At 36.1% G+C, this 22,802-nt stretch carries 28 protein-coding genes; 20 read left to right on the top strand and 8 right to left on the bottom strand.

What is annotated here, in order from left to right:
• Positions 1-14: 14 nt before the first annotated feature.
• From yhbY to MHHB_RS02165, 5 genes are all read left to right on the top strand, one after another.
• Positions 15-395: a ribosome assembly RNA-binding protein YhbY gene (gene yhbY, locus MHHB_RS02185; RefSeq protein ID WP_131006983.1), complete on the top strand. Its 381-nt coding sequence runs from the start codon at positions 15-17 to the stop codon at positions 393-395.
• 297 nt (positions 396-692) lie between these two features.
• Positions 693-1,115, top strand: coding sequence for a 30S ribosomal protein S19e (locus MHHB_RS02180; protein ID WP_131006982.1), 423 nt, complete (start codon positions 693-695; stop codon positions 1,113-1,115).
• 36 nt (positions 1,116-1,151) lie between these two features.
• Positions 1,152-1,502 (top strand): DNA-binding protein, encoded by a 351-nt coding sequence (locus tag MHHB_RS02175; RefSeq protein ID WP_131006981.1) that lies wholly within the window; start codon positions 1,152-1,154, stop codon positions 1,500-1,502.
• Between the two features lie 14 nt (positions 1,503-1,516).
• A complete protein-coding gene (locus tag MHHB_RS02170) occupies positions 1,517-2,116 on the top strand; it encodes a DUF7411 family protein (protein WP_131006980.1) in 600 nt (199 codons plus the stop codon).
• Positions 2,117-2,272, top strand: a complete 156-nt coding sequence (locus MHHB_RS02165; protein WP_131006979.1) for a 50S ribosomal protein L39e — start codon at positions 2,117-2,119, stop codon at positions 2,270-2,272. It begins immediately after the preceding gene.
• A 227-nt stretch (positions 2,273-2,499) separates the two neighbouring features.
• On the opposite strand, the gene argS is transcribed toward MHHB_RS02165, so the two are convergent.
• The 5 genes from argS to MHHB_RS02140 form a co-directional block, all read right to left on the bottom strand.
• Complete coding sequence (argS, locus tag MHHB_RS02160) at positions 2,500-4,230, bottom strand: arginine--tRNA ligase (RefSeq protein WP_131007068.1); 1,731 nt, start codon at positions 4,228-4,230, stop codon at positions 2,500-2,502.
• A gap of 20 nt (positions 4,231-4,250) precedes the next feature.
• The gene (gene hypB / locus MHHB_RS02155; protein ID WP_131006978.1) at positions 4,251-4,913 is read right to left on the bottom strand and encodes a hydrogenase nickel incorporation protein HypB; all 663 of its coding nucleotides are present in this window, start codon (positions 4,911-4,913) and stop codon (positions 4,251-4,253) included.
• Between the two features lie 285 nt (positions 4,914-5,198).
• The gene (rpl18a, locus tag MHHB_RS02150) at positions 5,199-5,429 is read right to left on the bottom strand and encodes a 50S ribosomal protein L18Ae (RefSeq protein WP_192893798.1); all 231 of its coding nucleotides are present in this window, start codon (positions 5,427-5,429) and stop codon (positions 5,199-5,201) included.
• Positions 5,430-5,442: 13 nt separating this feature from the next.
• On the bottom strand, positions 5,443-6,129 hold the full coding sequence (locus MHHB_RS02145) for a translation initiation factor IF-6 (protein WP_394342766.1): 687 nt from the start codon (positions 6,127-6,129) through the stop codon (positions 5,443-5,445).
• Positions 6,130-6,152: 23 nt separating this feature from the next.
• Positions 6,153-6,404 (bottom strand): 50S ribosomal protein L31e, encoded by a 252-nt coding sequence (locus MHHB_RS02140; RefSeq protein ID WP_131006976.1) that lies wholly within the window; start codon positions 6,402-6,404, stop codon positions 6,153-6,155.
• Positions 6,405-6,556: 152 nt separating this feature from the next.
• On the opposite strand from MHHB_RS02140, the gene cfbA reads away from it, so the two are divergent.
• The gene (gene cfbA / locus MHHB_RS02135) at positions 6,557-7,018 is read left to right on the top strand and encodes a sirohydrochlorin nickelochelatase (RefSeq protein ID WP_131006975.1); all 462 of its coding nucleotides are present in this window, start codon (positions 6,557-6,559) and stop codon (positions 7,016-7,018) included.
• A 264-nt stretch (positions 7,019-7,282) separates the two neighbouring features.
• Here cfbA and MHHB_RS02130 read toward each other — a convergent pair whose 3' ends face one another.
• On the bottom strand, positions 7,283-8,590 hold the full coding sequence (locus MHHB_RS02130; RefSeq protein WP_131006974.1) for a formylmethanofuran dehydrogenase subunit B: 1,308 nt from the start codon (positions 8,588-8,590) through the stop codon (positions 7,283-7,285).
• Positions 8,591-8,883: 293 nt separating this feature from the next.
• Here MHHB_RS02130 and rpl7ae point away from each other — a divergent pair, with 293 nt between their 5' ends.
• The 7 genes from rpl7ae (at position 8,884) to ecnA (ending at position 11,439) form a co-directional block, all read left to right on the top strand.
• Positions 8,884-9,237, top strand: a complete 354-nt coding sequence (rpl7ae, locus tag MHHB_RS02125; RefSeq protein ID WP_131006973.1) for a 50S ribosomal protein L7Ae — start codon at positions 8,884-8,886, stop codon at positions 9,235-9,237.
• 23 nt (positions 9,238-9,260) lie between these two features.
• Entirely contained in the window at positions 9,261-9,491 is a 231-nt protein-coding gene (locus MHHB_RS02120) for a 30S ribosomal protein S28e (RefSeq protein ID WP_131006972.1), read from the top strand.
• A gap of 17 nt (positions 9,492-9,508) precedes the next feature.
• Positions 9,509-9,703: a 50S ribosomal protein L24e gene (locus tag MHHB_RS02115; RefSeq protein ID WP_131006971.1), complete on the top strand. Its 195-nt coding sequence runs from the start codon at positions 9,509-9,511 to the stop codon at positions 9,701-9,703.
• A 23-nt stretch (positions 9,704-9,726) separates the two neighbouring features.
• Positions 9,727-9,942: an LSM domain-containing protein gene (locus tag MHHB_RS02110; RefSeq protein ID WP_131006970.1), complete on the top strand. Its 216-nt coding sequence runs from the start codon at positions 9,727-9,729 to the stop codon at positions 9,940-9,942.
• Between the two features lie 33 nt (positions 9,943-9,975).
• Complete coding sequence (locus MHHB_RS02105) at positions 9,976-10,164, top strand: 50S ribosomal protein L37e (protein ID WP_131006969.1); 189 nt, start codon at positions 9,976-9,978, stop codon at positions 10,162-10,164.
• A 533-nt stretch (positions 10,165-10,697) separates the two neighbouring features.
• Positions 10,698-10,859, top strand: a complete 162-nt coding sequence (locus tag MHHB_RS02100; RefSeq protein ID WP_131006968.1) for a 4Fe-4S binding protein — start codon at positions 10,698-10,700, stop codon at positions 10,857-10,859.
• A gap of 55 nt (positions 10,860-10,914) precedes the next feature.
• Positions 10,915-11,439, top strand: coding sequence for a calcium-activated nuclease EcnA (ecnA, locus tag MHHB_RS02095; RefSeq protein ID WP_229701900.1), 525 nt, complete (start codon positions 10,915-10,917; stop codon positions 11,437-11,439).
• 480 nt (positions 11,440-11,919) lie between these two features.
• On the opposite strand, the gene taw2 is transcribed toward ecnA, so the two are convergent.
• Entirely contained in the window at positions 11,920-12,666 is a 747-nt protein-coding gene (taw2, locus tag MHHB_RS02090) for a tRNA(Phe) (4-demethylwyosine(37)-C(7)) aminocarboxypropyltransferase Taw2 (RefSeq protein ID WP_192893797.1), read from the bottom strand.
• Between the two features lie 142 nt (positions 12,667-12,808).
• Between taw2 and serB the strand changes: the two genes are divergently transcribed.
• The 7 genes from serB to vhuB all read left to right on the top strand — a co-directional run bounded on the left by serB (position 12,809) and on the right by vhuB (position 21,470).
• Positions 12,809-13,447 carry a phosphoserine phosphatase SerB gene (gene serB / locus MHHB_RS02085; protein WP_131006966.1) on the top strand — a complete coding sequence of 213 codons (639 nt, stop codon included), beginning with the start codon at positions 12,809-12,811 and terminating at the stop codon, positions 13,445-13,447.
• A 160-nt stretch (positions 13,448-13,607) separates the two neighbouring features.
• Positions 13,608-14,474 carry a ribose-phosphate diphosphokinase gene (locus MHHB_RS02080; RefSeq protein ID WP_192893796.1) on the top strand — a complete coding sequence of 289 codons (867 nt, stop codon included), beginning with the start codon at positions 13,608-13,610 and terminating at the stop codon, positions 14,472-14,474.
• A 678-nt stretch (positions 14,475-15,152) separates the two neighbouring features.
• A complete protein-coding gene (locus MHHB_RS02075; protein ID WP_131006965.1) occupies positions 15,153-17,129 on the top strand; it encodes a CoB--CoM heterodisulfide reductase iron-sulfur subunit A family protein in 1,977 nt (658 codons plus the stop codon).
• 153 nt (positions 17,130-17,282) lie between these two features.
• Entirely contained in the window at positions 17,283-17,696 is a 414-nt protein-coding gene (vhuD, locus tag MHHB_RS02070; RefSeq protein ID WP_153801562.1) for a F420-non-reducing hydrogenase iron-sulfur subunit VhuD, read from the top strand.
• Between the two features lie 117 nt (positions 17,697-17,813).
• On the top strand, positions 17,814-18,680 hold the full coding sequence (gene vhuG / locus MHHB_RS02065; protein WP_131006964.1) for a F420-non-reducing hydrogenase subunit VhuG: 867 nt from the start codon (positions 17,814-17,816) through the stop codon (positions 18,678-18,680).
• A 15-nt stretch (positions 18,681-18,695) separates the two neighbouring features.
• On the top strand, positions 18,696-19,955 hold the full coding sequence (gene vhuA / locus MHHB_RS02060; RefSeq protein ID WP_131006963.1) for a F420-non-reducing hydrogenase Vhu subunit A: 1,260 nt from the start codon (positions 18,696-18,698) through the stop codon (positions 19,953-19,955).
• Positions 19,956-20,321: 366 nt separating this feature from the next.
• On the top strand, positions 20,322-21,470 hold the full coding sequence (gene vhuB / locus MHHB_RS02050; protein WP_131006961.1) for a F420-non-reducing hydrogenase associated-polyferredoxin VhuB: 1,149 nt from the start codon (positions 20,322-20,324) through the stop codon (positions 21,468-21,470).
• A gap of 141 nt (positions 21,471-21,611) precedes the next feature.
• Here the strand turns inward: vhuB and purT are convergent, their stop codons facing one another.
• A complete protein-coding gene (purT, locus tag MHHB_RS02045) occupies positions 21,612-22,784 on the bottom strand; it encodes a formate-dependent phosphoribosylglycinamide formyltransferase (RefSeq protein WP_131006960.1) in 1,173 nt (390 codons plus the stop codon).
• Between the last annotated feature and the right edge of the window lie 18 nt (positions 22,785-22,802).

The raw sequence follows: 22,802 nt of genomic DNA, 5'->3' as shown, positions 1-22,802 counted from the left end.
CATAGGGGATTATTATGGTAGGCAATAATAAGAGACTAACTTCAAAGGCTAGAAAGATACTGAGAGCTCGATCTCATTTATTATCTCCTGTAGTATGGATAGGTAAAGAGGGAGTTGACAAAGTTATTAACGAGGTAAAGAGGCAGATAAAGGATAAGGGGCTTATCAAGGTTAAAATTAGAAGGGTAGCACTGGAGAAAGATACTCGGGAAGATATTGCTAGAAAACTGGCTTTAGAGACAGATGCAGAGATTGTAAGTTTAGTTGGGAATGTAATAACGTTGTTTAGACCAAGGGAGGGGTGGAAAAAATACACCAGCAAAAAGAGTAAGAAGTCGAAGTATATAAAGGAGTTTGAAAATTTGAAATTTGCTAAGAAATTTAAGGGATCTTAAGGATGCTAAAATAAAAAATACTTAAAAAAGATTTAACAGAACTCCCACTCTACTTCTTCAGTATTCGGAAAATAAAGGCTGTATGTTTTACTAATTCTATTTTTTAATTTTTTTAATAAAAGATCCAGAATCTACCGATAAAATAGCATGTCAACTTAGTAAATATTATTAGTAAATATTATATACTACTGCTTTATAATATAAGAACTTGCTCAATATCTTACTCTTTTATAATAATTATAAAATAATAAAATAAATAAAAAAATAAAAATAAATAAAAATTTTGAGGTGTAAAATATGACAACGGTGTACGATGTGCCTCCATCAAAACTTATTGAAAAAGTGGCAAAGAAGTTGAAAGAGATGAACATAGACAGACCTGAGTGGGTAGACTTTGTGAAAACTGGAGCTCATAAGGAGAGAAGGCCACATGATCCAGACTGGTGGTATATAAGATGTGCCTCCATCCTCAGGAAGATATACATAAACGGCCCTGTAGGGGTAGAGAGACTGAGGACTGCATACGGTGGTAGGAAAAACAGAGGACATAAACCTGAAAGGTTTGTCAAAGCCAGTGGAAATATTATAAGGAAAGCACTACAGGCGCTGGAGAGATTAGATCTTGTAACAAAAACTAAAGAAGGTAGAGTAATCACTCCTAAAGGACAGTCCTTACTGGATAATACGGCAAAAGAGGTTATGGATGAAATTGTAGAATAGATACTTCCCTTTCTAAATAATTAATAAGGGGATATTATGGATATTGAAGAGATAAGAAGGAGAAAATTATTAGAACTCCAGAGAAGGGCTGCTGCCAGTAGGATGACTGAGGAAGAGCAACAGGCCCTCCAGCTTCAACAACAGTACGAGATACAGAAGAGAAAGATATTAAAACAGATACTTACAGAACCTGCAAGGGCTAGATTAGCTAGGTTGAGACTGGCAAAACCTGAACTTGCTGCCCAGGTGGAACTTCAGCTTATCCAGTTGGCACAGATGGGAAGGATCCAGGTGCCTATCTCTGATGAAGTGTTGAAATCACTTCTAGAAAAACTCTACGAGATGAATAGGTCTAAAAAGAGGGAGATAAAATTCATTAGAAAATAAAAAGGTATCCATGTATGAAAAAGGCCTACGTCTTATTCAGTGGAGGAAAGGACAGTTCATTGTCAGCATTACTTTTGAAGAAGTTAGGTTATGAAGTTGAACTTGTTACTGTAAATTTCGGAGTGTTGGACTCCTACAGGTATGCCCAGGAGACTGCAGATATATTGAATATCCCCCATAAAGTGGAGTTGTTAGATAGAGAGATTATCGAGAGATCTGTAGAGATTATCCTCAGAGACGGCTACCCTGCCAGAGGTATCCAGTATCTCCATAAAATGGTTATAGAGATATTGGCAGATAAGTATAAGGTTATAGCAGATGGTGTTAGAAGGGATGACAGAGTGCCGAAGTTATCTCACTCCGAGATACAGAGCATAGAGATGAGAAAAGGTATAGAGTATTTAAACCCTCTTATGGGCTTTGGACATAAAACTATAAAATACCTTGTAGATAGATACTTTATACTCTCCCAGGGAGAGAGTGACAGTGTATTGAAGTCTGATTATGAAATTGAGATAAGAGCCTTGATAAGGGCCAAAGGTAAAGATCCTAGAGATTACTTCCCCAAACATGTTCAATCCAGGGTTATAGGATTAAAAAGAGGTGATGTATAAATGGGATCCATAAAACCACTTGGAAAAAAGTTGAGGCTTGCCAAGGCTTTAAAACAGAACAGGAGAGTTCCTCTATTTGTAATGTTAAAAACGAAAGGTAAGGTAAGATCCCACCCAAAGATGAGATATTGGAGAAGAAATAAGCTTAAAGCTTAAAAAGTAAGATAATAATAAGATATTAAAATAAAAATAAAAAAATAAAAAAGGGATTGGATAGAAATACTTATTTCTCCAATTACTTTTTTATCTGTATAAATTCTTATTAGGTTATTATTTTGCCAGATCTCCATAGAATAGTTGTGTTTTTTGTTTTTCCACTTATATATTCTTTAATTTTTATTTTTTTATAATTTTTATAAGCTTAATTTTTCTAATAAATCAATTTACATCTTTCCTGGACACTCTATCCCTAACAATCCAAGACCGTTTTCTATAACTATTTTTGTAGATTCTACAACCTTCAACCTGGAGTACAGTATATCCTCATTTTTCTCCTTCAGTATTGGACAGTTTCCGTAGAAACTGTTGAACCTCTGGGCAACATCTAACATATAGTGGGCTAGGGTTTGAGGTTTCAAAGACTCTCCAGATATTTCAAGTATCTTTGGAAACTTCAGAAGGGTTTTTATGAGTACCTTCTCCTGATCCTTCATCTCGTAGTTGAAGAGCTCCTTGGGATCTCTGTCCTCTACCTTATCCATTTCCCTGACATGTTCTAATATCCTACAGCATCTAGCATGGGCATATTGTATAACGGGACATCCAACCTTTTCAAAGTCTAAAGCTTCCTCCCATTTAAATACCATAGGTTTCTCTGGGGATACCCTTACTATGTTATACCTAACCGCCCCTACAGCGATTTTATGACCTATCTCTTTTATCTCTTTCTCATCTTTGGCAATACCTCTCCTTTTAACCTCCTCAGTAGCCCTCTTCCTGGCCTCCTCGAAGAGTTCATCTAAACTTACAAATCTACCTCTCCTTGTGCTCATGGATCCCTCCGGCAGAGATATAAACTCGTAAAATATCACTTTTGGAGTCTTAGAATTCAATAATTTTAAAGAGACATTTACTATATTGGCAGTAAGTTTGTGATCTGCACCTAAGACATTTATACCTATATCACATCTTGACATCTTGTCCAGATGGTAGGCTATATCCCTTGTAGAGTAGAGAGTAGTCCCATCTAATCTCATCAATACAAGTTTCTTTTCTATTCCAAAATCTGACAGATCAAGTTTATAAACGTCTTCTTTTATTACCTTACCAGTCTTCATTAATCTTCTTATAACTTCCTTTACCATTCCATTTCTTACATATTCACTCTCCCATACAAATATATCATGCTCGATATTGAGATTATCTAAAGTTTTCCTAATACCTTCTAAGGCATAATTTACAGCCCACTGGAACTTTTCTACTATAGGACTATTTTCTTTACCCTCCAAGGATTCTTCGTATTCCTTCATTATTTTTCCTATCTCTTTCTCTAATTGAGGATTCTCTTCTAAGAGTCTATTTGCCTTTATGTAGATCTCTCCGATAGCATGATCTGGTTTCTTATCTCTATCTATCTCAAATCTCTCTAAACCAAAGACAACAACAGCCTCCTGCCTTCCCATGTCATTTACATAGTAATGAGTTTCTACATCATAACCTATAAACTCCAAGATTCTCCCTAAACTGTCTCCTATTATGGCGTTTCTACCATGGCCTATATGGAGGGGACCGTTGGGATTTGCAGAGGTGTGTTCGAGAATAACCTTTTTACCTTTTTTCTTACCCTTACCGAAGTTCTCCCTCTCCTTCAGTATCCTATCTATACCATCCCTGGAATACATTCTATAATCTAAAAAGAAGTTTATATAACCATTAACTGCTCTCACATCGCTAACATAAGGAATATTTTCAGACTTCAATACCTCTCCCAACTCCTCTGCAATAACCTTTGGAGGTTTCCTAAGTATCCTTGCCAGTCTGAATGATATATTCGTTGAATAGTCCCCTAACTCCAATGAAGGTGGCTCATCTAACTGTATATCTCCAATGTTTTCTCCATATATTTCCTGGATCTTTCTGTGTATGGCGTCTATTATAGCATTTTCTACCTCTATCATGGTATCACTTAGATACTTTAACCTTTCTCCCTGGCTCTAACTATAAAATCAACCACCTTATCTAACCCCTCGTTAGTCTTAAGGGATGTAAGTACTACTTCCATCTTATCGTTTATACTTTCAGCGTCCCTTTTCATCTTCAAGGGATCTACTCCTACAGCTTCTGCAACATCTATCTTATTTATAACAGTTAGATCTGCAGTTTTAAATATCATTGGGTGTTTTTTAACAGTATCGTCTCCTTCTGTAACACTTATAACAATCACCCTCTTATGAGTACCGAGGTCGAAATCTGTAGGACATATCAAATTCCCCACATTCTCTATAAAGAGTATATCTAACTTCTCTAAGTTGAGATCCTCTAAGGCGTGACTTACTAAATGGGCGTCTAAGTGACACTCCTTTCCAGTGTTCAGGGGAACAACCTCCACCCCATGTTTCTTAAACCTTTCTGCATCGTACTTGGCTATGACATCCCCTGCAATACATCCTATACTGTATCTATCTTTTAACCTTTCAATTAGCCTCTCTATAAGTAATGTCTTTCCACTACCTATGGCACCCATGAAGTCAAAGGCAGTTACGTTATATTTATCTAAAAGTGCCCTATTTTTATCTGCAAGTCTCTTATTAGCCTTTAAGAGATCCTTTTCAACGTCTAAAACACTTACAAAGTGCATAAACTTCACCCTATTGTTTGATGTAAAAAAGTTGTTATTACTGTTATAAAAAATCTTAGTTTCTATCTATATTATAATTGAGTTATTAAAATTATTATTAAGTAATAATTAAAAAAATAATAAAACCCTTATAATAAAAATTAGTATTATAACAACGATAAATTTACAACTATAGAAAAAATAATAATGTAGTAAAGCTAAACAGGACAGATAAGATATTATCCGTTTAAATCCTTTTTATTACACTATGATTTGTATCTTTTTCTTTTACATTAGAGAATCTAATTAATACATCCTTATTATACTCTGAAGTATTGGATCTGTAACCTCATCTTCAGAGATCTCCTCGATTTTCTCAATTTTAATAAGGGTTCTCTTTACATGGTGTTTACTTCCCATCTCGGAGTATAGATACTCTAGAGCATCCTCCTTCTTTAGAGCCCTGTATTCCTTTCTAAAGAACATAGGTTCTTCTTTACTGAGTATTTTACCACTTATCCTGTAGATCTTTATCATTCCTACCACCTCATTACTCTATTAGATCGAGAGCTTCCTCTATCTTTAGCATCTCAGGTCCTGTTGTATCTCCACCTACTATAGCACCCTTTGAATTCGCAACTATAAAGGCACCTACTGAGAAGTTACCTTTGTTGGCAGTACCTCTCTCCAATATATCCACCTTGAAGACTTCCTTCAACCTTTTTATCTCTTCCTCTGAGGTATTTGGATGAACTAAACCGCCTTTGTTTGTAATAACTAAGTTGGAACCTACAGTACTTAACCCTGCAACATCCCTGGGTACTACTTCCACATTCAATATATCTTCTATCTTCTTTCTATACTCCTTCAATTCGTTAGATATTATGCATCCCCTGTCGTTGGTAGCTATAAGATTACCAAAGGCGGTGGTCTTTGTTTCCACTTTTTCAACGACAATGTCGATATCGTTTTCCCTTAAAAATCTCTTTAGTATTTCTATCTCCTCCTTTAAAGCTAGGGGAGAGAGTACTATACCGTAGGAATTTGCCACAGAGAGAGAGCCTATTAGAGAACTGTTTCCAATATTCAAAGCTTTAACAGGTACCTTTAATATACGAGAGTATCTCTCTAAAGATTTCTCTTCAACAAAGTAAGGAAAGAGCCCAAATAACTCTGTGACAAGGGAGAGTACCCCCAAGGTAGGTATCCCTGAAAAATATTCTTTTATTATTTTCATAGCCATCACAGAGTGTTAGGATCTTATTCTACCAGTACAGCTCTTACTACGTTGTCATCTTCTTTAATTACTTTAACTCTTACCCTTGGAGGGATTTTAGATATGCCTCTCTCCCATATCTTCTCATTTATAGATCTATCCAGTTTAACTATCTCACACTTAGTATGTCTCTTTAAGAACTCTCTTATTTTTTTTATAGCCCTTGGAGCTCTTTTTGTAGATATGGATCTATTGGTAACATCTCTTAAGGGTATAGTATATATCCTCTCCTCCATGTTTGACACCTTTTTACTCCTTTGTTAATAATCAGGGTGTTTTTATATATTGAAGAATATTTCTATTTAAACATTGTGGTAAGTAATTTTCTTAAAGTAAAATAATTTTAGCTAATATGGAAAAACATATATATAACTTATAGATGATTAGTATGAATATTATTGAAAAAAGTATGATGAGGTGTAGTATGGAGGCGTTAGTTTTAATAGGTCATGGTAGTAGATTACCCTACTCAAAGGAAGTAATTAATAAAATCGCAGAGAAAATAAGAAAGAGAAATATATATCCTATTGTAGAAGTAGGTATGATGGAGTTTAATGAACCAACAATACCACAGGCAATTAAAAAGGTAATAGAAAAAGGTGCTAAGAAGATAATTGTGGTGCCTGTGTTTCTAGCTCATGGGAACCATACAAAGAGGGATATTCCTAAGATCTTAGGTATATACAATGGAGAAGAAGAGAACTCTCACCACCATGAACACCATCATCACCATCATCATCATGAAGAATCTTTAGAGATTCCGGAGAATGTGGAAATAGTATACAGAGAACCTATAGGGCCAGATGATAGATTAGTGGATATTATTATAGATAGGGCTCTTGGAAATTAAATTAACTTTTAAAAAAGTTTAAGGTATAAAATTTCTAACCTATTATAATCTTTTTTATATTATTATAATCTATAAAAAAATTTTACAATTTAATATTTTGATATGTTTATTATAACAATTGTTACTCTTTACCATTCTTTTTTTGAGCTTAACATTATTTTAAGAAAAAGAGTTAATAGGGTTTGAAGGGTCCCCATAAGGGTTCCCCTTCAAACACTTAGATAACATCTCCGCAGGATGTAGGATACCCAGTAATATCAAATTTTACAACATCTCATTTATCTTCTTGCTCATGATCTTGAAGACTTCTTCATCTGTAAGAACCCCTTCTGGAGGATCTATAACCTTCTTAAGCTCTAATGGGACTCCGTCCATTCTATATGCAACTCCTCCAATTTCAACTCCTGTAAAGGCAGTTGGTATTATAATGTTAGACAGTTCAGTTGTAGGTGTTTGATGAGGCTCTATACATATTAAAGGTATCTTGGCCATATGTTCTACTGCCTTCTGTGGGAAGTGTGCCCCTGGATCTGATGCAATATTCATCATTACGTCAACTTCTCCTCTAACTAAGAGATCGACTGTACTTGTCTCTCCTGGGTTGTACCTTGGGTAACCTCTACTGAAATCCACTGCATAAGGATACCCTGTTAACCAAGACATTACCTGGTTGAATCCATTTACGTTGTAGTGTCCTCTCATTGGCATCAGTCCAAATTTTGTGTAGGCGTTTAAATCTATAACCAGACAGATGGCATTGTCTATAATCCTATGTTTACCTCTACTCATTGTTACTCCCATACCAAAGAATAACTGACCAAACTGAGCCTTTTTACAGGCCTCTACCGTTTCATAGATAATATCAACTGGTATCCCTGCAACCTTGTCTACATTTAACTCGTGTCCCTTGACGACAGCTCTCATGGCACTTATCAACTCGTAGTCCTTGTTAGGCTCTACCTGTAGGTGGAGATCTGCTAACTTTGCAGTATGTGTTTTTCTTGGATCTACCACTACTATTGTCCTATCTCTCCTTCCCCTCTCCCTGAAGAATCCCCTTGCAAATACTGAGTATCTACCCATATGCCTTGGATGGGCATGCATTGGATTGCATCCCCAGAATATTACTAAATCAGCTCTGTTTTTAATCTCTCCAAGGGTACAAACAGGGTATCCTACATCCTGCACTGCCAGGAGAGAAGGTCCATGTCAAACAGTTGCTGTATTATCTACGATAGCTCCAATTTTCTCCCCTATTAATATTGCTTCACGCTGTGCTTCACAACTTATAGAGGAGAATCCGTACAATAATGGGAGTTTTGATTCTACCAGTAATCTTGCAGACTCTTCAATTGCAGTATCGTAGTCTGTTTTTTTGAAATTATCCTTTTTATTTTCCCTTATCATAGGTTCCGTATATCTTACAGATCCTTCAAAGTGCATAAACTTTGCATGGCCTATTCTACAGGCATTTCTTGTCCCCACGATGTGGCCATCCTCTATCATAATTTCGATATCGTCACAGAGACAGCCACAGAAGGGACATACAACATTTTTTACTATCTCAACCAAAGGGATCACCCCATGAGTGAACAGTTTCTGTATTGTACTATTTTTCTGTCGTTAATATTTATGTCTTTTTATTATATTAATTTTATGTAACTATTAATTTTCTTAGTGACTATTAAAAAAATTAAAAAATTAAAGAAGATATATAAGAAATATATTTATCCATATCTCTAACCACAATCTATAAATATAACTTTATAGAATAGAGTAGTAACCACTCTTTTTAAACCATGATGATATGAGTGGGCGAATATGGACGAAAAACGTATTTTTAAAAAAGACAAGGAGGGAGATATATGGCTATTTATGTAAAATTCGATGTGCCACAGGAGATAGAGGAGAAAACTCTCGAATTAATAACCAAAGCTAAAAAAATCAGAAAAGGAGCAAATGAAGTTACAAAAGCTGTTGAAAGAGGTAAAGCTAAATTAGTAATTTTGGCTAAGGATGTTCAACCAGAAGAGATAGTTGCACATATTCCATATCTATGTGAAGAGAAGAATATTCCATACACCTACGTATCTACAAAGGAGGAGTTAGGTAAAGCTGCAGGTATAGAGGTGGCAGCATCTTCAGTTGCTATTATTGAAGAGGGCGATTCTGAAGAGTTAAAGGAACTAATAGAGAAGATAAAGGCATTAAAGAAGTAAATATGTCCTTTTAAGGTGGTAATATGTCTGATGACGAGATGATCTATAAAGAGGCTATAGCAGCAGAAGTTATTCAAATAATTGGGAGAACAGGGGTTACTGGGGAGATAATCCAGGTAAGATGTAAAATACTGGGAGGTAGAGATACAGGCCGTATCTTAACGAGAAATGTTAAAGGGCCTATCAAAGTGGGAGATATAATAATGCTCAGGGAAACTGAGAGAGAGGCTAAACCACTGGGTAAAAAGAGATAAAAGATAGGTGAAGTTTTATGGAGTGGAAAAGGTGTAGTTTCTGTGGTGGGAAAATAGAACCTGGCACTGGGAAGAGATACGTAAAGAAGGATGGTTCTGTACTATTCTTCTGTTCTTCAAAGTGTGAGAAAAACTATAAACTTGGTAGAGATCCTAGAAAACTTAAATGGACGTATGTATATCACGAACTCAAAACTAAAGGAAGTCAATAAATAAAAATTTAAAAGGTGGTAAAATGATAAATACTCAAAGACCTTTGGATATCTTAGGTAAGGCTATTAATACAAATGTAACTGTTTATCTAAAAGATGGTAGTGTAGTAAAAGGGATATTGAAAGCATACGATATACATATAAACATAGTCCTTGAAAATGCAAAGTTTAATAAGGAAGATAGAGAGTTCCAAATGATTGTGATCAGAGGAGATAATATACAGTTTGTATCCCTTTAGGTAGAAATCTAAGTAGAAATAAGGTGAAGTACTATGGGTAAAGGTACTCCTTCGATGGGAAAACGTAACAAAGGATCTTACCATATAAGATGTAGAAGATGTGGTAGAAGGGCCTACCATGTTCGAAAGAAGGTCTGTGCAGCCTGTGGTTTTGGAGCCAGTAAGAGAATAAGGAGGTACTCTTGGCAGTCCAAGAAGGTTAACAAAGTTAGGATAAAATAGCTCTATTTTTTAATTTTTAAAATAACAATGAAATAATAAAAAGAATAATTATAAAGGGAGATTTCTGTTAATTACCTTTCTTGAATTTTTATTTTTATTAAATTTTTTTGTTATTGTTATTGTTATTATTTTTAAAGTTTAGAGCTATATTCTAAGTATAACAACTTAAAAATAATAAAAATAAATAATAAAAATTTAAAAAAGCCCGACCAAAAAAAATATAGGGTAACAAAAACACATTCTCATTACTTAGTTCTCGGTGGTAAATCAGGAAGATACAGGAGATTTTACTTTAGAATTATATATCTTCTTTCTAAGGTTTAGGAGTAGAAAAGATATATTTATATTTTGTGTTGAATGGAGTTTTTATTTTAAAAACAATTTTTTGTCAATTTTTTCATCTTAAATTTTTATTATAATTATTTATCCTTTTTTGATAGAATCTGGATTTCTAATCTTTTTTATATAAGATCTCTGTTTCTATGTTTTAGTTTAAGTATTAAATTATCAAAAGTTAAAACCGGTGATAATTTATGAAAATATTAGATAGGTGTGTCGGATGTGGTAACTGTGTTCCATTCTGTCCCTTTGGAGCGATTAGTACCTATGGAAAGGCTATTATAGATAAGAATATATGTAGGGATTGTAAGGTATGTATTAGATACTGTCCAATAGATGCTATTTTAGATAAATGATGTAAAAGGTGAAACTATTAGAATTAATATTGTCACTCTATTAGTGATTACTGTAGTGATTTCAGGATGTCTATCCACTACCTTTCAGAAAGATTACTTTGATACTAATCAATTTATAGAAAATCATGAACACTTTGTAGGAGAAGTTTTTAAAGTTGTAGATGGAGATACCATATGGGTAAGGTGTAAAAATGGAAGTGTATATAAAATAAGGATCTTGGGAGTAGATACTCCTGAAATACATCGTAAAAACAATCCCTACGAGTACTACACCTACAATGGAACTCCAATAACCAATACAACTTACTTAAAACTCTGGGGTTACAGGGCAAAAGAGTATGTAGAAAATACGTTGAAAAATAAAGAAGTTGTTGTAGTATTTGATAGGATATCTCCAAAGAGAGATGAATATGGTAGATATTTAGCATATATATTTGTCGATGGTAAAGATCTTGGTAAGAGTTTAATAATATACGGTTATGCCAGAGTATACCGTTCTAAATTTGAACTATTAGATAGGTACTTAGAGTATGAAAAGTATGCTAAGAAACATAAGATAGGATTGTGGAACTACAGCTAAAAGCTCATCTTGAGAATGAGGTAAAGTGTCTAAATATGTCACTTCATAATATAAAATCTTCTTATCGTAAGTAGAAGCAGCAATATAAAGTGAAACTTGGTTCTCATTAAAGTAGTAAATTAAAGAAAAAACCAATGTTGAGGGATAGATAGGATATACCTTGTTTATACTTTCTTTTTATTCTAGTTCTCATTAAAAATAATAAGAGATAGTATTATAAAGATAATATAAATAAAAAATAAAAAGTTTAAAAATAAAAAATCCAAATACAAATACAAAATTTAAAAAGAAGAATGTCGGAAAAAATAATTTCTAGAATATTTCCAACTGTTGATATCACAGTAATAATATCAATAATATCTTTATACTCCCAGTGTTTAGGGAAATAAAATGTTATTATTCTTAATTTTTTTAATTACCACGATAGGAATTAAGGTATTAAGACTAAACTAAGAAGAAAATTATTTGTTCAAAGAGAGATTAACATCCCTCTACCTTGGCATCTATCACTATATGCCATACCCCTGGGGCGTATTTTTTTATCTTACGTATATCATAATAGGTGAGTTTATAGCCGTAAGCCTCAGCAGTCTTCATTATATTATAAACACCTTCTGAGTATAGAGCCTTTTCAGGTAAGGTATCGTGATAATGTATGACCCCTCCTTCCTCTTTTAGAAGTTGAAAAGCTTTATCTAAGAAAAACCTGGTTTTTAGTATATATCCCATTATTATCCTATCTGCAATATTTTCTAAGTTCAAAACTCTGTTATCTCCCAAAATAGGCTCAACATTCTTCAACTTATTCAACTTGATATTCTCCCTTAAATAGTAGTAGGCATCTGGATTTATTTCTACCCCGTAAATCTTCTTAGGTTTAGAGTATTTGGCCATAGGTATGGAAAAGTAACCTATTCCTGCAAACATGTCTACTACTATCTCCCTTGGATGTGATATATGTGCCATTCTTTTCCTTTCTTCTATATTTCCCATACTCCACATAACCTTTGATACATCCAATTTAAATAGACAGCCATATTCCTTATGAATAGTTTCAGTTTCACTACCGTATATTATTTTAATCTTTGGTTTCCTAAGATCCCCTGATATACCTTCGTACTTCACTATAGTTTTACACCTCGTTTTATTTAGTATATACTCCATCTCTTCCTGGGATAGATCTCTCTTTACCAATACTATATCGCCGATCTTCTGATATCTCAACATGCTATCTTTCAAAAATTTTAGTAGTCAAACACATAAAATCTCTCAAAATTTATTGAGATAATTAATGGTTGTGGAACTATAAAATATTTAAAAAATTATAGTGCAAATTATTCAAATATATATTTTTGATATTGGTGGTGTGATGAGAAAAAATAAAAAGGGCCTTGTACTCTTTGATTTAGACAGTACTTTAATAGAGGAAGAAACGATAGATGAATTAGCTAAACTGGTTGGTGTAGAGGAAGAGGTAAAAAAAATCACCAAGGATGCTATGAATGGAAAGATAGACTTTGAGGAATCCTTAAGGAAGAGAGTGGCACTCCTAAAAGGATTACCGATAGACAGTGTAAAGGAATTAGTTTCAAAATTGAAAATAACCAAAGGTGCAAGGGAGGCTATAGAAGAACTTAAAAATAGGGGATATGTTGTAGGTGTAATAAGCGGGGGATTTAACATCGTTACAGAGAGGATAAAGAAGGATCTAAATTTAGACTATGCATATTCTAACGAACTTATAGTTAAGGATGAAAAGTTGACTGGTGAGGTAAGAGGTAGGGTGATGAGTCCTACTGCAAAGGGAGAGATCTTAGAAGAGATTGCAAGGAGAGAAAATATAGATTTAAAGGATACTGTAGTTGTAGGAGATGGTGCAAACGATATAGGTATGTTCAAGAAAGCTGGTTTTAGAATAGCATTCTGTGCTAAGGAAGTTCTGAAGAAAAACGCCGATGTTGTCATAGATAGAAGGGATCTAAGGGAAATTTTAAAGTATGTGAAGTAGTTATCAATGATAAGGTGCTCAACCTAAGTTTCTTTTTCACCTGTTTTCAAGTGAGATCAGGAGTAAAGTTTTAAATGTTCTTTCATATATACAGTATCTCTGTAAAGTCTATAATCACCTGAGGTTCTTATTTAGTTATTATAAAGTATAAGGTGATAAAGTGATTATAGTGCCTGGTATAAACTCTCAAGAACTGGCCTACAGGGTCTCAAAGTTAGTTGGTTGTAAACTTCTAAGGACAGAGTTTAAAAGGTTTCCAGATGGAGAGTTGTATATAAGGATCCAGGACAGCCATGTCATAAATAACGAGGATGTGATCTTTATTCAGAGTCAGAACAGCCAGAATGATGCTGTAGTAGAGAGTATCTTGATGAGTGATATATTGAGAGATGAAGGGGCTAAATCTATAACCTTGATGGCACCTTACTTGGCTTACACAAGACAGGATAAAAAGTTCAACCCTGGAGAACCTATAAGTATTAGAGGACTTGCTAAGATATACTCCCAACTCTTTGATAGAGTTATTACAATAAATCCTCATGAAACACATATAGAATCCTTTTTTAAAGTGCCCTTTATATGTGGAAGTGCTGTAGGAGAGCTGGCAAAGTACGTAAAGGATAGACTAGATAATCCTGTTGTATTATCTCCAGATATGGGGGCTGTGAAGTTAGCTAAGGAAGCCTCTGAGGTTATAGGCTGTGAATACGACTACTTAGAGAAAACCAGGATATCCCCTACCGAGATAAAGGTGGCTCCTAAGAATTTAGATGTAGAAAATAGAGATGTGCTCATTGTGGATGATATAATATCTACAGGGGGAACAGTGGCAACTGCCATAAAAATGTTGAAGGAACAGGGGGCGAATAAGATAATAGCTGCCTGTGTACATCCTATCCTCATTGGAGATGCTCTTAACAAACTCTATGTAAGTGGTGCCAACGAAGTAGTAGGTACAGATACCTTCCCTTCCCCTGTAAGTAAAGTTAGTGTAGACGTAGTTATTGCGAAGTTAATTAAAAAATAATTTTTTTTTTGATGAAATATGAGGATAGTGTTATTTCAATAATAATATAATAAACCCACTCGCTATCAAAGTGATAGTTTAAAATAACATATAATAAAAATTATTATAAAAAATAATAAAAAGATAATTAAAGAAAAATAAGACAATGAATATAAAAATAAAAAAAGCAAAATAAGTTCTTATTCCCCAGATTATATGATATAGTGGAAAAGTACGTGAAATTCCTGTTAAATCTCTTCCTATCTTTTTCTATTTTTTTCTTAGTTATTATTTTTATACTTTAAAAATTATGTTCTTGGTTTAATAATGATGATGAAAATGTAAGGATTATAACAATTACAAAAAATAAGAAAAGGTTTTAAAAAATAAAAAAATAATAAACCCAAATACAAGATTTTAAAGGGAGAAGATTAAGAAAATAATATTCTGAATATTCTCATACAACTGTTGATATTACAGCAGGGATTCCTTAATATCTTTGTATCCGGTGTTTATAGAAATATTTTGGAATGTTTAATGGTTTTATAATGTCAATCTAATGTAATTAATGATTCAAAATAGTAAATTGATTAATAGCATATCTAATAAAACTTATTAAATGCGTTAAACAATATATTTTTATAATACTTTAATATATAATAATATTTTCGTTATTATTTAACTTTTGGAGGTGAATCTATGGAAAGCCCCAGGATAGGGGTTTTTATCTGCTACTGTGGTGCCAATATTAACGGCGTTGTAGATTGTGAGGCGGTGAAGGAGTTCGCCTCAAAGCTTGATGGAGTAGTGTATGCAAATACATATCCCTTCTACTGTTCCGATCCGGGACAGAAAATGATTAAAAATGCAATTAAAGAATACAAGTTAAACAGAGTGGTTGTTGCAGCATGTACTCCTAAGATCCACGAGCCTACCTTTAGAGCCTGTATCGCTGAAGCAGGGCTTTCTCCTTACTATCTGGAGTTCGTAAATATCAGAGAACAAGATTCTTTCGTCCATTTAGGAGATAGAGAGGCAGCTACAAAGAAAGCGATGGAATTAGTTGCAGGTGGTGTGGAGAGGGCTAAAAGGTTGGAAGATGTACCTCAGAAGGTTGTGGAAGTAGATAGATCTTGTCTTATCATTGGAGGAGGTATTGCAGGAATTCAGGCTGCCCTAGATTTAGGGGATCAAGGATATAAGGTGTATATTGTAGAGAAGGAAACATCTATTGGAGGTAGAATGGCCCAATTGGCCAAGACATTCCCAACAGATGATTGTGCTCTTTGAATTTTGGCACCTAAGATGGTTACAGTAGCAAACCACCCTAACGTTGAAATAATCACCTACGCAGAGATAAAGAACGTCTCTGGATACATCGGTAACTTCGAAGTAACCATAGAGAAAAAACCAAGGTACGTAGATGAGTCCAAGTGTACAGGATGTGGAGCCTGTGCCAAAGTATGTCCTATCGAAGTACCTAACGAATTTGACTTAGGAATAGGTACCAGGAAGGCTATATACGTACCATTTGCCCAGGCTGTCCCCCTGATATATACAATAGATAAGGAGTACTGTATCGACTGTAGGCTGTGTGAAAGTGTCTGTGGACCAGGAGCAATAGATTTCAACCAGAAACCAGAGGAGATCAAGTTAAAGGTTGGTACAATAATTGTGGCTACAGGGTTCAACGAGTTCGATGCATCCCTAAAAGAGGAATATGGGTATGGAGTTTACGACAACGTGATAACCACCTTAGAATTGGAGAGGATGATCAACCCTGCAGGGCCCACAGGAGGGCATGTAATAAGGCCAAGTGATGGAGAGCACCCACACAGAGTAGTATTTATACAGTGTGTAGGTTCCAGGGATCTGAAGGTTGGCAATCCATACTGTTCAAGGATTTGCTGCATGTTCGCCCTGAAGAATGCGCAACTGATAAAGATGCACGAGCCAGATGCAGAGGTTTACATTTGCTACATGGATATAAGATCCTTTGGAAAGGGATACGAAGAGTATTACCAGAGAGCTCAGGAACAGTTCGGGGTTAAGTTCATAAGGGGAAGACCAGCCTGTGTTATTGAAGATCCAGAGACAAAGAACCTCACAGTTCGAGTAGAGGATACATTGATGGGGGAGATAGTAGAGATAGAAGCTGATCTCGTGGTACTATCTGCTGGACTTGTACCAAGACCAGACACTAAGAACGTAGCAAAGATGTTAGGATTGGATATCAGTCCAGATGGATTCTTCAAGGAACTACATCCAAAGTTGGCACCAGTTAACACCAAGGTAGATGGTATAGCTATAGCAGGAGTGGCCCAAGGTCCTAAGGATATCCCAGATACAGTAGCCCAGGCTAAAGGTGCAGCTAGTGCCGTGGCAATACCGATGGCAAAGGGTAAGTTCGAGATAGAGATGATAAGAGCAATAGTAAATAAGGAGATCTGTGGAGGATGTGAGATCTGTGCCCAAGTATGTCCATACAATGCAATCTCCTATAAGGAAGTTGATGGACATAAAGTGGCTGAAGTAAATGACATTGCATGTAAAGGCTGTGGTTCTTGCTGTGCTACCTGTCCAAGTGGGGCCCTGCAGTTGAGGTACTACAGAGATGAACAGGTTATATCTGCAATAGATGGAATCTTAGATACCCATAATATGTTGAATCAATAGGGGGACAGCCAATAAATCAACGTTAGGGTGGTTTGCTAGAGAGATAAAAAAGATGAAGTCCCATCCGAAGGCGCTGCCAGGATGGGGCTGATTGGGGCTAAGTGGTCCATTTTATTACACTTTATAACCACATCATTTTTTTAAGGTGAAAAGATGGACACTCCAGTTATAATAGCATTTGCATGTTATCAATGAGGATATGGAGCTGCAGATCTCGCTGGAACTAGTAAGATGCAGTATCCTGCATATGTTAGAATTATAAGAATACCCTGCACTGGCAGATTTGATATATCCTACGCCTTAAGAGCCTTCCAAAAGGGCGCTGATGGAGTCATGGTTGTTGGGTGAAAACCTAATGAGTGTGTCTATGAAAGTGGGAACTTCAGGGCGATGGATAGGGTAAAACTTACAAAGGAAATACTGGAGGAACTGGGGATAGGGGGAGATAGGATAGATATATTCCTCATGAGCGCGGCAGATGCTGCCAAGTTCGTGGAGGCTGTTAATACCATGACTGAGAGGATAAACAGGTTGGGGCCTAATCCTTTAAAGGGCCAGTGCAGGTAAGTTAGTTAAAAAGGGATGAATTCCGTAGGGAACCGAGAGGACCTACGGAAGGACCGCCTCCTAAGCAGGAGGTGGCTAGTAGTTGGTATCTAATTACTACTTTAACAGGGTGATTGGATGGGAAATAAGGCGAAGTTAGGTATGATCCAACTATGTGGATGTTCTGGTTGTCATATGTCCCTGTTAGACCTCCACGAGCAACTTCTCGAGGTATTTCCAAACGTAGAGATCCTATTTGGACCTATAGTGGCAGATATAAAAGAGATACCAGAAGGTATAGACTTATTCCTGATAGAGGGAGGTATTAGAAACGAACATGATAAACATCTCCTAGAAGAGATTAGAGAGAGGTCGAAGGTTGTTGTAGCATGGGGGACCTGTGCAGCCTACGGAGGAATACCAGCCTTAGGTAACCTGTATCCCACTGAGGAACTACTTAAAGAGGTATTTTCCACAGATACCGTAGATAACCCTGGAGAGGTACCAGGAGAAGATATCCCAAAACTACTTGATAGGGTATATCCAGTCTCCCACTTTATAGATGTAGATCTTATACTACCAGGATGTCCTCCAAAACCTGAACATAACCTAGAGTTAATAACAGCACTGTTGGAGGGAAAGAAACCTAAGATATCTATGAAGATAGTTTGTGATGAATGTCCAAGGGTAAAGGAAGGTACCTATCCTAAGGAATTTAAGAGAACCTTTGAAGGTATACCAGATAGCAAAAAGTGTCTCTTTGAACAAGGCTATCCATGTTTAGGAATGGCTACAAGGGCAGGATGTGGGGCAAAATGCCCATCTGTAAATGTTCCCTGTAGAGGATGCTATGGAAAAACAGATGCTGTCCTTGATCAGGGGGCTGCAGCTGCAAATGCCTATGCAGTTACAGGTGATGCAGCTCTGAAACTCCCCGACAAGTTAGGGCTGTTCTACAGGTTCTCCATGGCTGCAGCATTAATACCTAAGAAGATCCACAAGTAAAGATGGTGACATAACATGGGCAAGATCACTATAGAACCTCTAAGTCGTCTTGAAGGACATGGTAAAGTCACCATTATCCTAGATGAGTCTGGAAAACCAGTTGATGTTAAATTACATATAACTGCAATAAGAGGATTTGAACAGTTTGTAGTAGGAAGACCTGCTGAAGAAGTGCCTAGGATCGTACCTAGGATTTGTGGGATATGTCAGACACCTCACCACTTAGCAAGTGTTAAGGCAGTTGATGCTGCCTGGGATGTTGAGATACCAGATACTGCAAAGAAACTTAGAGAATTGATGTTACTAGGAAACATGATCCACAGTCATGCACTACATTTCTACTATCTGGCAGCACCAGATTTTATACTAGGCCCAGATGCAGATCCCAAGGTTAGAAACATTGTAGGAATTATAGAAAAATCTCCAGAGGTAGCTAAAAAGGCTATAGCATTGAGAAAATTTGGCCAGAGTATAGTAGAAAAAGTTGGAGGGAAACCTATACATCCAGTTACAGGTATCCCAGGAGGTATATCTACAACTCTAAGTGAAGAAAGTAGGGATGCATTCCTAAAGGAAATCGACACCATGATAGAGTACGCCAAGGAAGGTGTAGAGTTGATCAAATCACTAAATGAGCAGTATATAAATATGGTAAAGTCCCTGGGAGTAATTGATACTTGGTATCTTGGAATAGTCAAAGATGGAAAACACTCCTTCTACGATGGAGTCTTAAGGTTTCTATCTCCAGATGGTAGTGAGAAGGTAGAATTTCCATTCTCTGAATATCAGGATTACATAGGAGAACACATTGTATCACATAGTTATGTAAAATACCCATACTACAAAAAGGTAGGATACCCAGAGGGAATCTATAGAGTTGGACCTCTGGCAATGATGAATGTATGTGATAGTATCCCTACACCTTTGGCTGAAGAGGCCAGAAAGGAATTTATAGACATGTTTGGAAGTCCCGCCAATCAATCCTTAGCCTACCATCATGCGAGACTTATAGAAATACTTGCATCATGTGAGAGAATTAAGGAGTTATTGGAAGATAACGAGATCACATCTACAGATATAAGAGCAGAGGTAGAACCGAAAGCAGGTAGTGGAGTTGGTGTTGTAGAAGCTCCAAGAGGTGTTTTAATACATCACTATGAAACAGATGAGAACGGAATCGTTATAAAGGCAAATATGATAGTGGCATCAACACATAACGTACCTACAATGGAGAAGGCCATCCAACAAGCTGCAATAGAAGTATTCAAAAAGTAATTAAGGTGGTAAAATATGGAGATCGATGAAAAAAAGTTAAACCTCTTGGAGGTTGTCCTGAGGGCCTACGATCCCTGATACTCATGTGCTGCCCATGTAATAGTTATGAATGAAAAGAAGGAGTTAGTATTTGAGATAAAGAAGGAGGAATAGTTTCCTACATACCGAACCCCTTGGGGGAGGTTGTAGGAAACAGTTGTTGTTCTTTATTCTTCATGTTGTTCAATGACTATCAGATATTCTAATAAGCCATTAAATTATTTTTATAAAGTATATCAATTAATATTACAAGTTTACAAGTATGCTTATTATTTGATTATTTATTATTTGATTAAAATTTAAAGAGTAAAGAGTATAGGAGATACTATGGGGGGAATAAAAATTCAGGAGGATCTCTGTTTAGTATGTAACGCTTGTACCGCTGTCTGTCCTACAGAAGCCATAGAGATAGCACCCTTTAAAACCTGTATCCTATGTATGAACTGTGTTAAGGCATGTCCAACTGGAGCGCTCTACGAGTCTAATGGTGCCATATCTTACAATCCTTCAAAGTGTATAAAGTGTGGAGATTGTGCAGAGGCATGTCCAACGAAGATAAAAAAGGTTGATGATAGATATCCTTATTCAAAGGGGCACTGTATTTTATGCAAAAGATGTGTTGATACATGTCCAATAGAGATTATCTCCATACCTGGGGTAGTTGAAAAACCTAAAAAAGAGGTTAAAATACCTAATGAGCCAATAGTAGTTACTGACGATTGTGTGGGTTGTGAGATTTGTATTCCAGTATGTCCTGTAGAGGCTATAAAAATAGAAAATGGTAAGGCTGTTGTCGACAAAGATAAGTGTATATATTGTTCTATATGTGCCCAAACTTGTCCATGGAATGCCATCTATGTCTCTGGTAGAATACCAAAGAAGAGGAGAAAAGAGATATTGAAATTTGAAGTAGATGAGAGTAAATGTATAGGATGTACAGTATGTGTCGAGATATGTCCAGGAGATATGATAAAATACAATAGGGAAAAAAATATAGTGGAAGTTCCAAAGGCCTGTCCAGCATGTAAGTTATGTGCAAAGGCCTGTCCCGTAGATGCCATTACCTTGGAGGTAAAGTTTGAATCAGCACATCCAATTACAGAGGAAGGTTTGGTGATCATTGAGGAAGATTACGATATACTGGAGAAGTGTGCTAAGGTGTGTCCAACTGATGCAATTGTAGTAGATAAGAAAACTAAAACTGTGAAGATGTGTATAGTTTGTGGAGCATGTACTGTCGCATGTCCAAGTGGAGCGTTAAAATTAGGCAAGATAAACCATGGAGGAAAAGAGTACAACAGAATAGAGTACAGTCCCTACCTATGTATAAAATGTGGTAACTGTGTAAAAGTTTGTCCAATGAAAACTTTGAAATTAACGAAGGGAAAGATACCCTTGAAGGGATACTGTGTAATGTGTCTACTCTGTTTGTCCTGTGCCGAGGCTGAAAAGAAGAAAGTACTGGAACTGAGGTAAGTGTTTTATTAATTTTGTACTCTGGCTTCCATTAAAAAAATCTTAGTATTTTTTTATAGTATGGTCATAAACAAACAACAAAACTACTAAATAACAACTTTCGAAAAAGCCTTGATAAAAATAATTATTAAAAAATTTTTTTTAAAATACCTTAACAGCATGGGCACATCTCTTAGCTCTCTCTCTTGCAACCTCTATACTCTCACCGTATGCCAGTGCAACACCCATTCTCCTTCCAACCCTTGCCACAGGTTTACCAAATAATCTTAACTTCGTATTTGGAACCTTTAGAGCATCACTTACATCGTACTGGGGAGCCCACTTATCTATGTTGGACTTAATAACGTGACTGGCCCCTGCAGTTACTACCATCTCCACATCTACAGGTAATCCCAAGAGACACCTGAGGTGTATTTCAAATTGGCTCATATTCTGGGTTATCATAGTTACCATGCCTGTATCATGGGGCCTTGGAGAAACCTCACTGAATATAATCTCATCTCCTCTAATAAAGAGTTCCACTCCATATATTCCCCTGCCACCTAACATGCTAACGATCTCGTAGGCTATTCTCTGGGCTTCCTTTAAGGTTTTCTCTCCCATAGGATGAGGTTGCCAACTCTCATGATAATCTCCATCTATCTGTATATGACCTATAGGGGGACAGAACTTTATACCATCTTCAGTTTTTGCAGTTAAAAGCGTTATCTCGTAGTCGAAATCTATAAACTCTTCAACTATTACCTTAGAACCTACACCCCTTGCAGAAACCTGGGCGTGCTTCCAGGCTCTCTCAATATCTTCTTTATTTCTTATTATACTCTGCCCCTTTCCCGAAGAAGACATAATAGGTTTAACAACACATGGAGTCCCCAGTTCATTTACAGCCTCCTTTAACTCCTCCAAGGATTCTGCAAATCTGTAATCTGCAGTTTTAAACTTAAGTTTTTCAGATGCTAATCTACGTATATACTCCCTGTTCATCGTTATCCTCGTTGCATCGGCATTGGGAACTACTTTATATCCAAACTCCTCCATCTCTACAAGGACTTCTGTATCTATAGCTTCTATTTCTGGAATGATGTAATCTGGAGTCTCTCTCTCGATTATAGCCCTTAGACTATTTCCGTCCTTCATATCTACTACATAACTTCTATGGGCAACCTGCATTGCGGGTGCATGCTGATACCTATCTACAACAACACACTCTAAACCTAACCTCTGTCCTTCTATAACAATTTCTTTTCCTAACTCCCCTCCACCTAGTAACAGTATCTTGGTTGCATTTGAGAATAGAGGAGTACCTACTCTCACGATTTCACCATTATTATT

The organism is Methanofervidicoccus abyssi (assembly GCF_004310395.1).
Classification (GTDB): Archaea; AGJL01; Methanococci; order Methanococcales; family Methanococcaceae; genus Methanofervidicoccus; species Methanofervidicoccus abyssi.
This window is presented reverse-complemented; position numbering and strand designations above follow the sequence as displayed.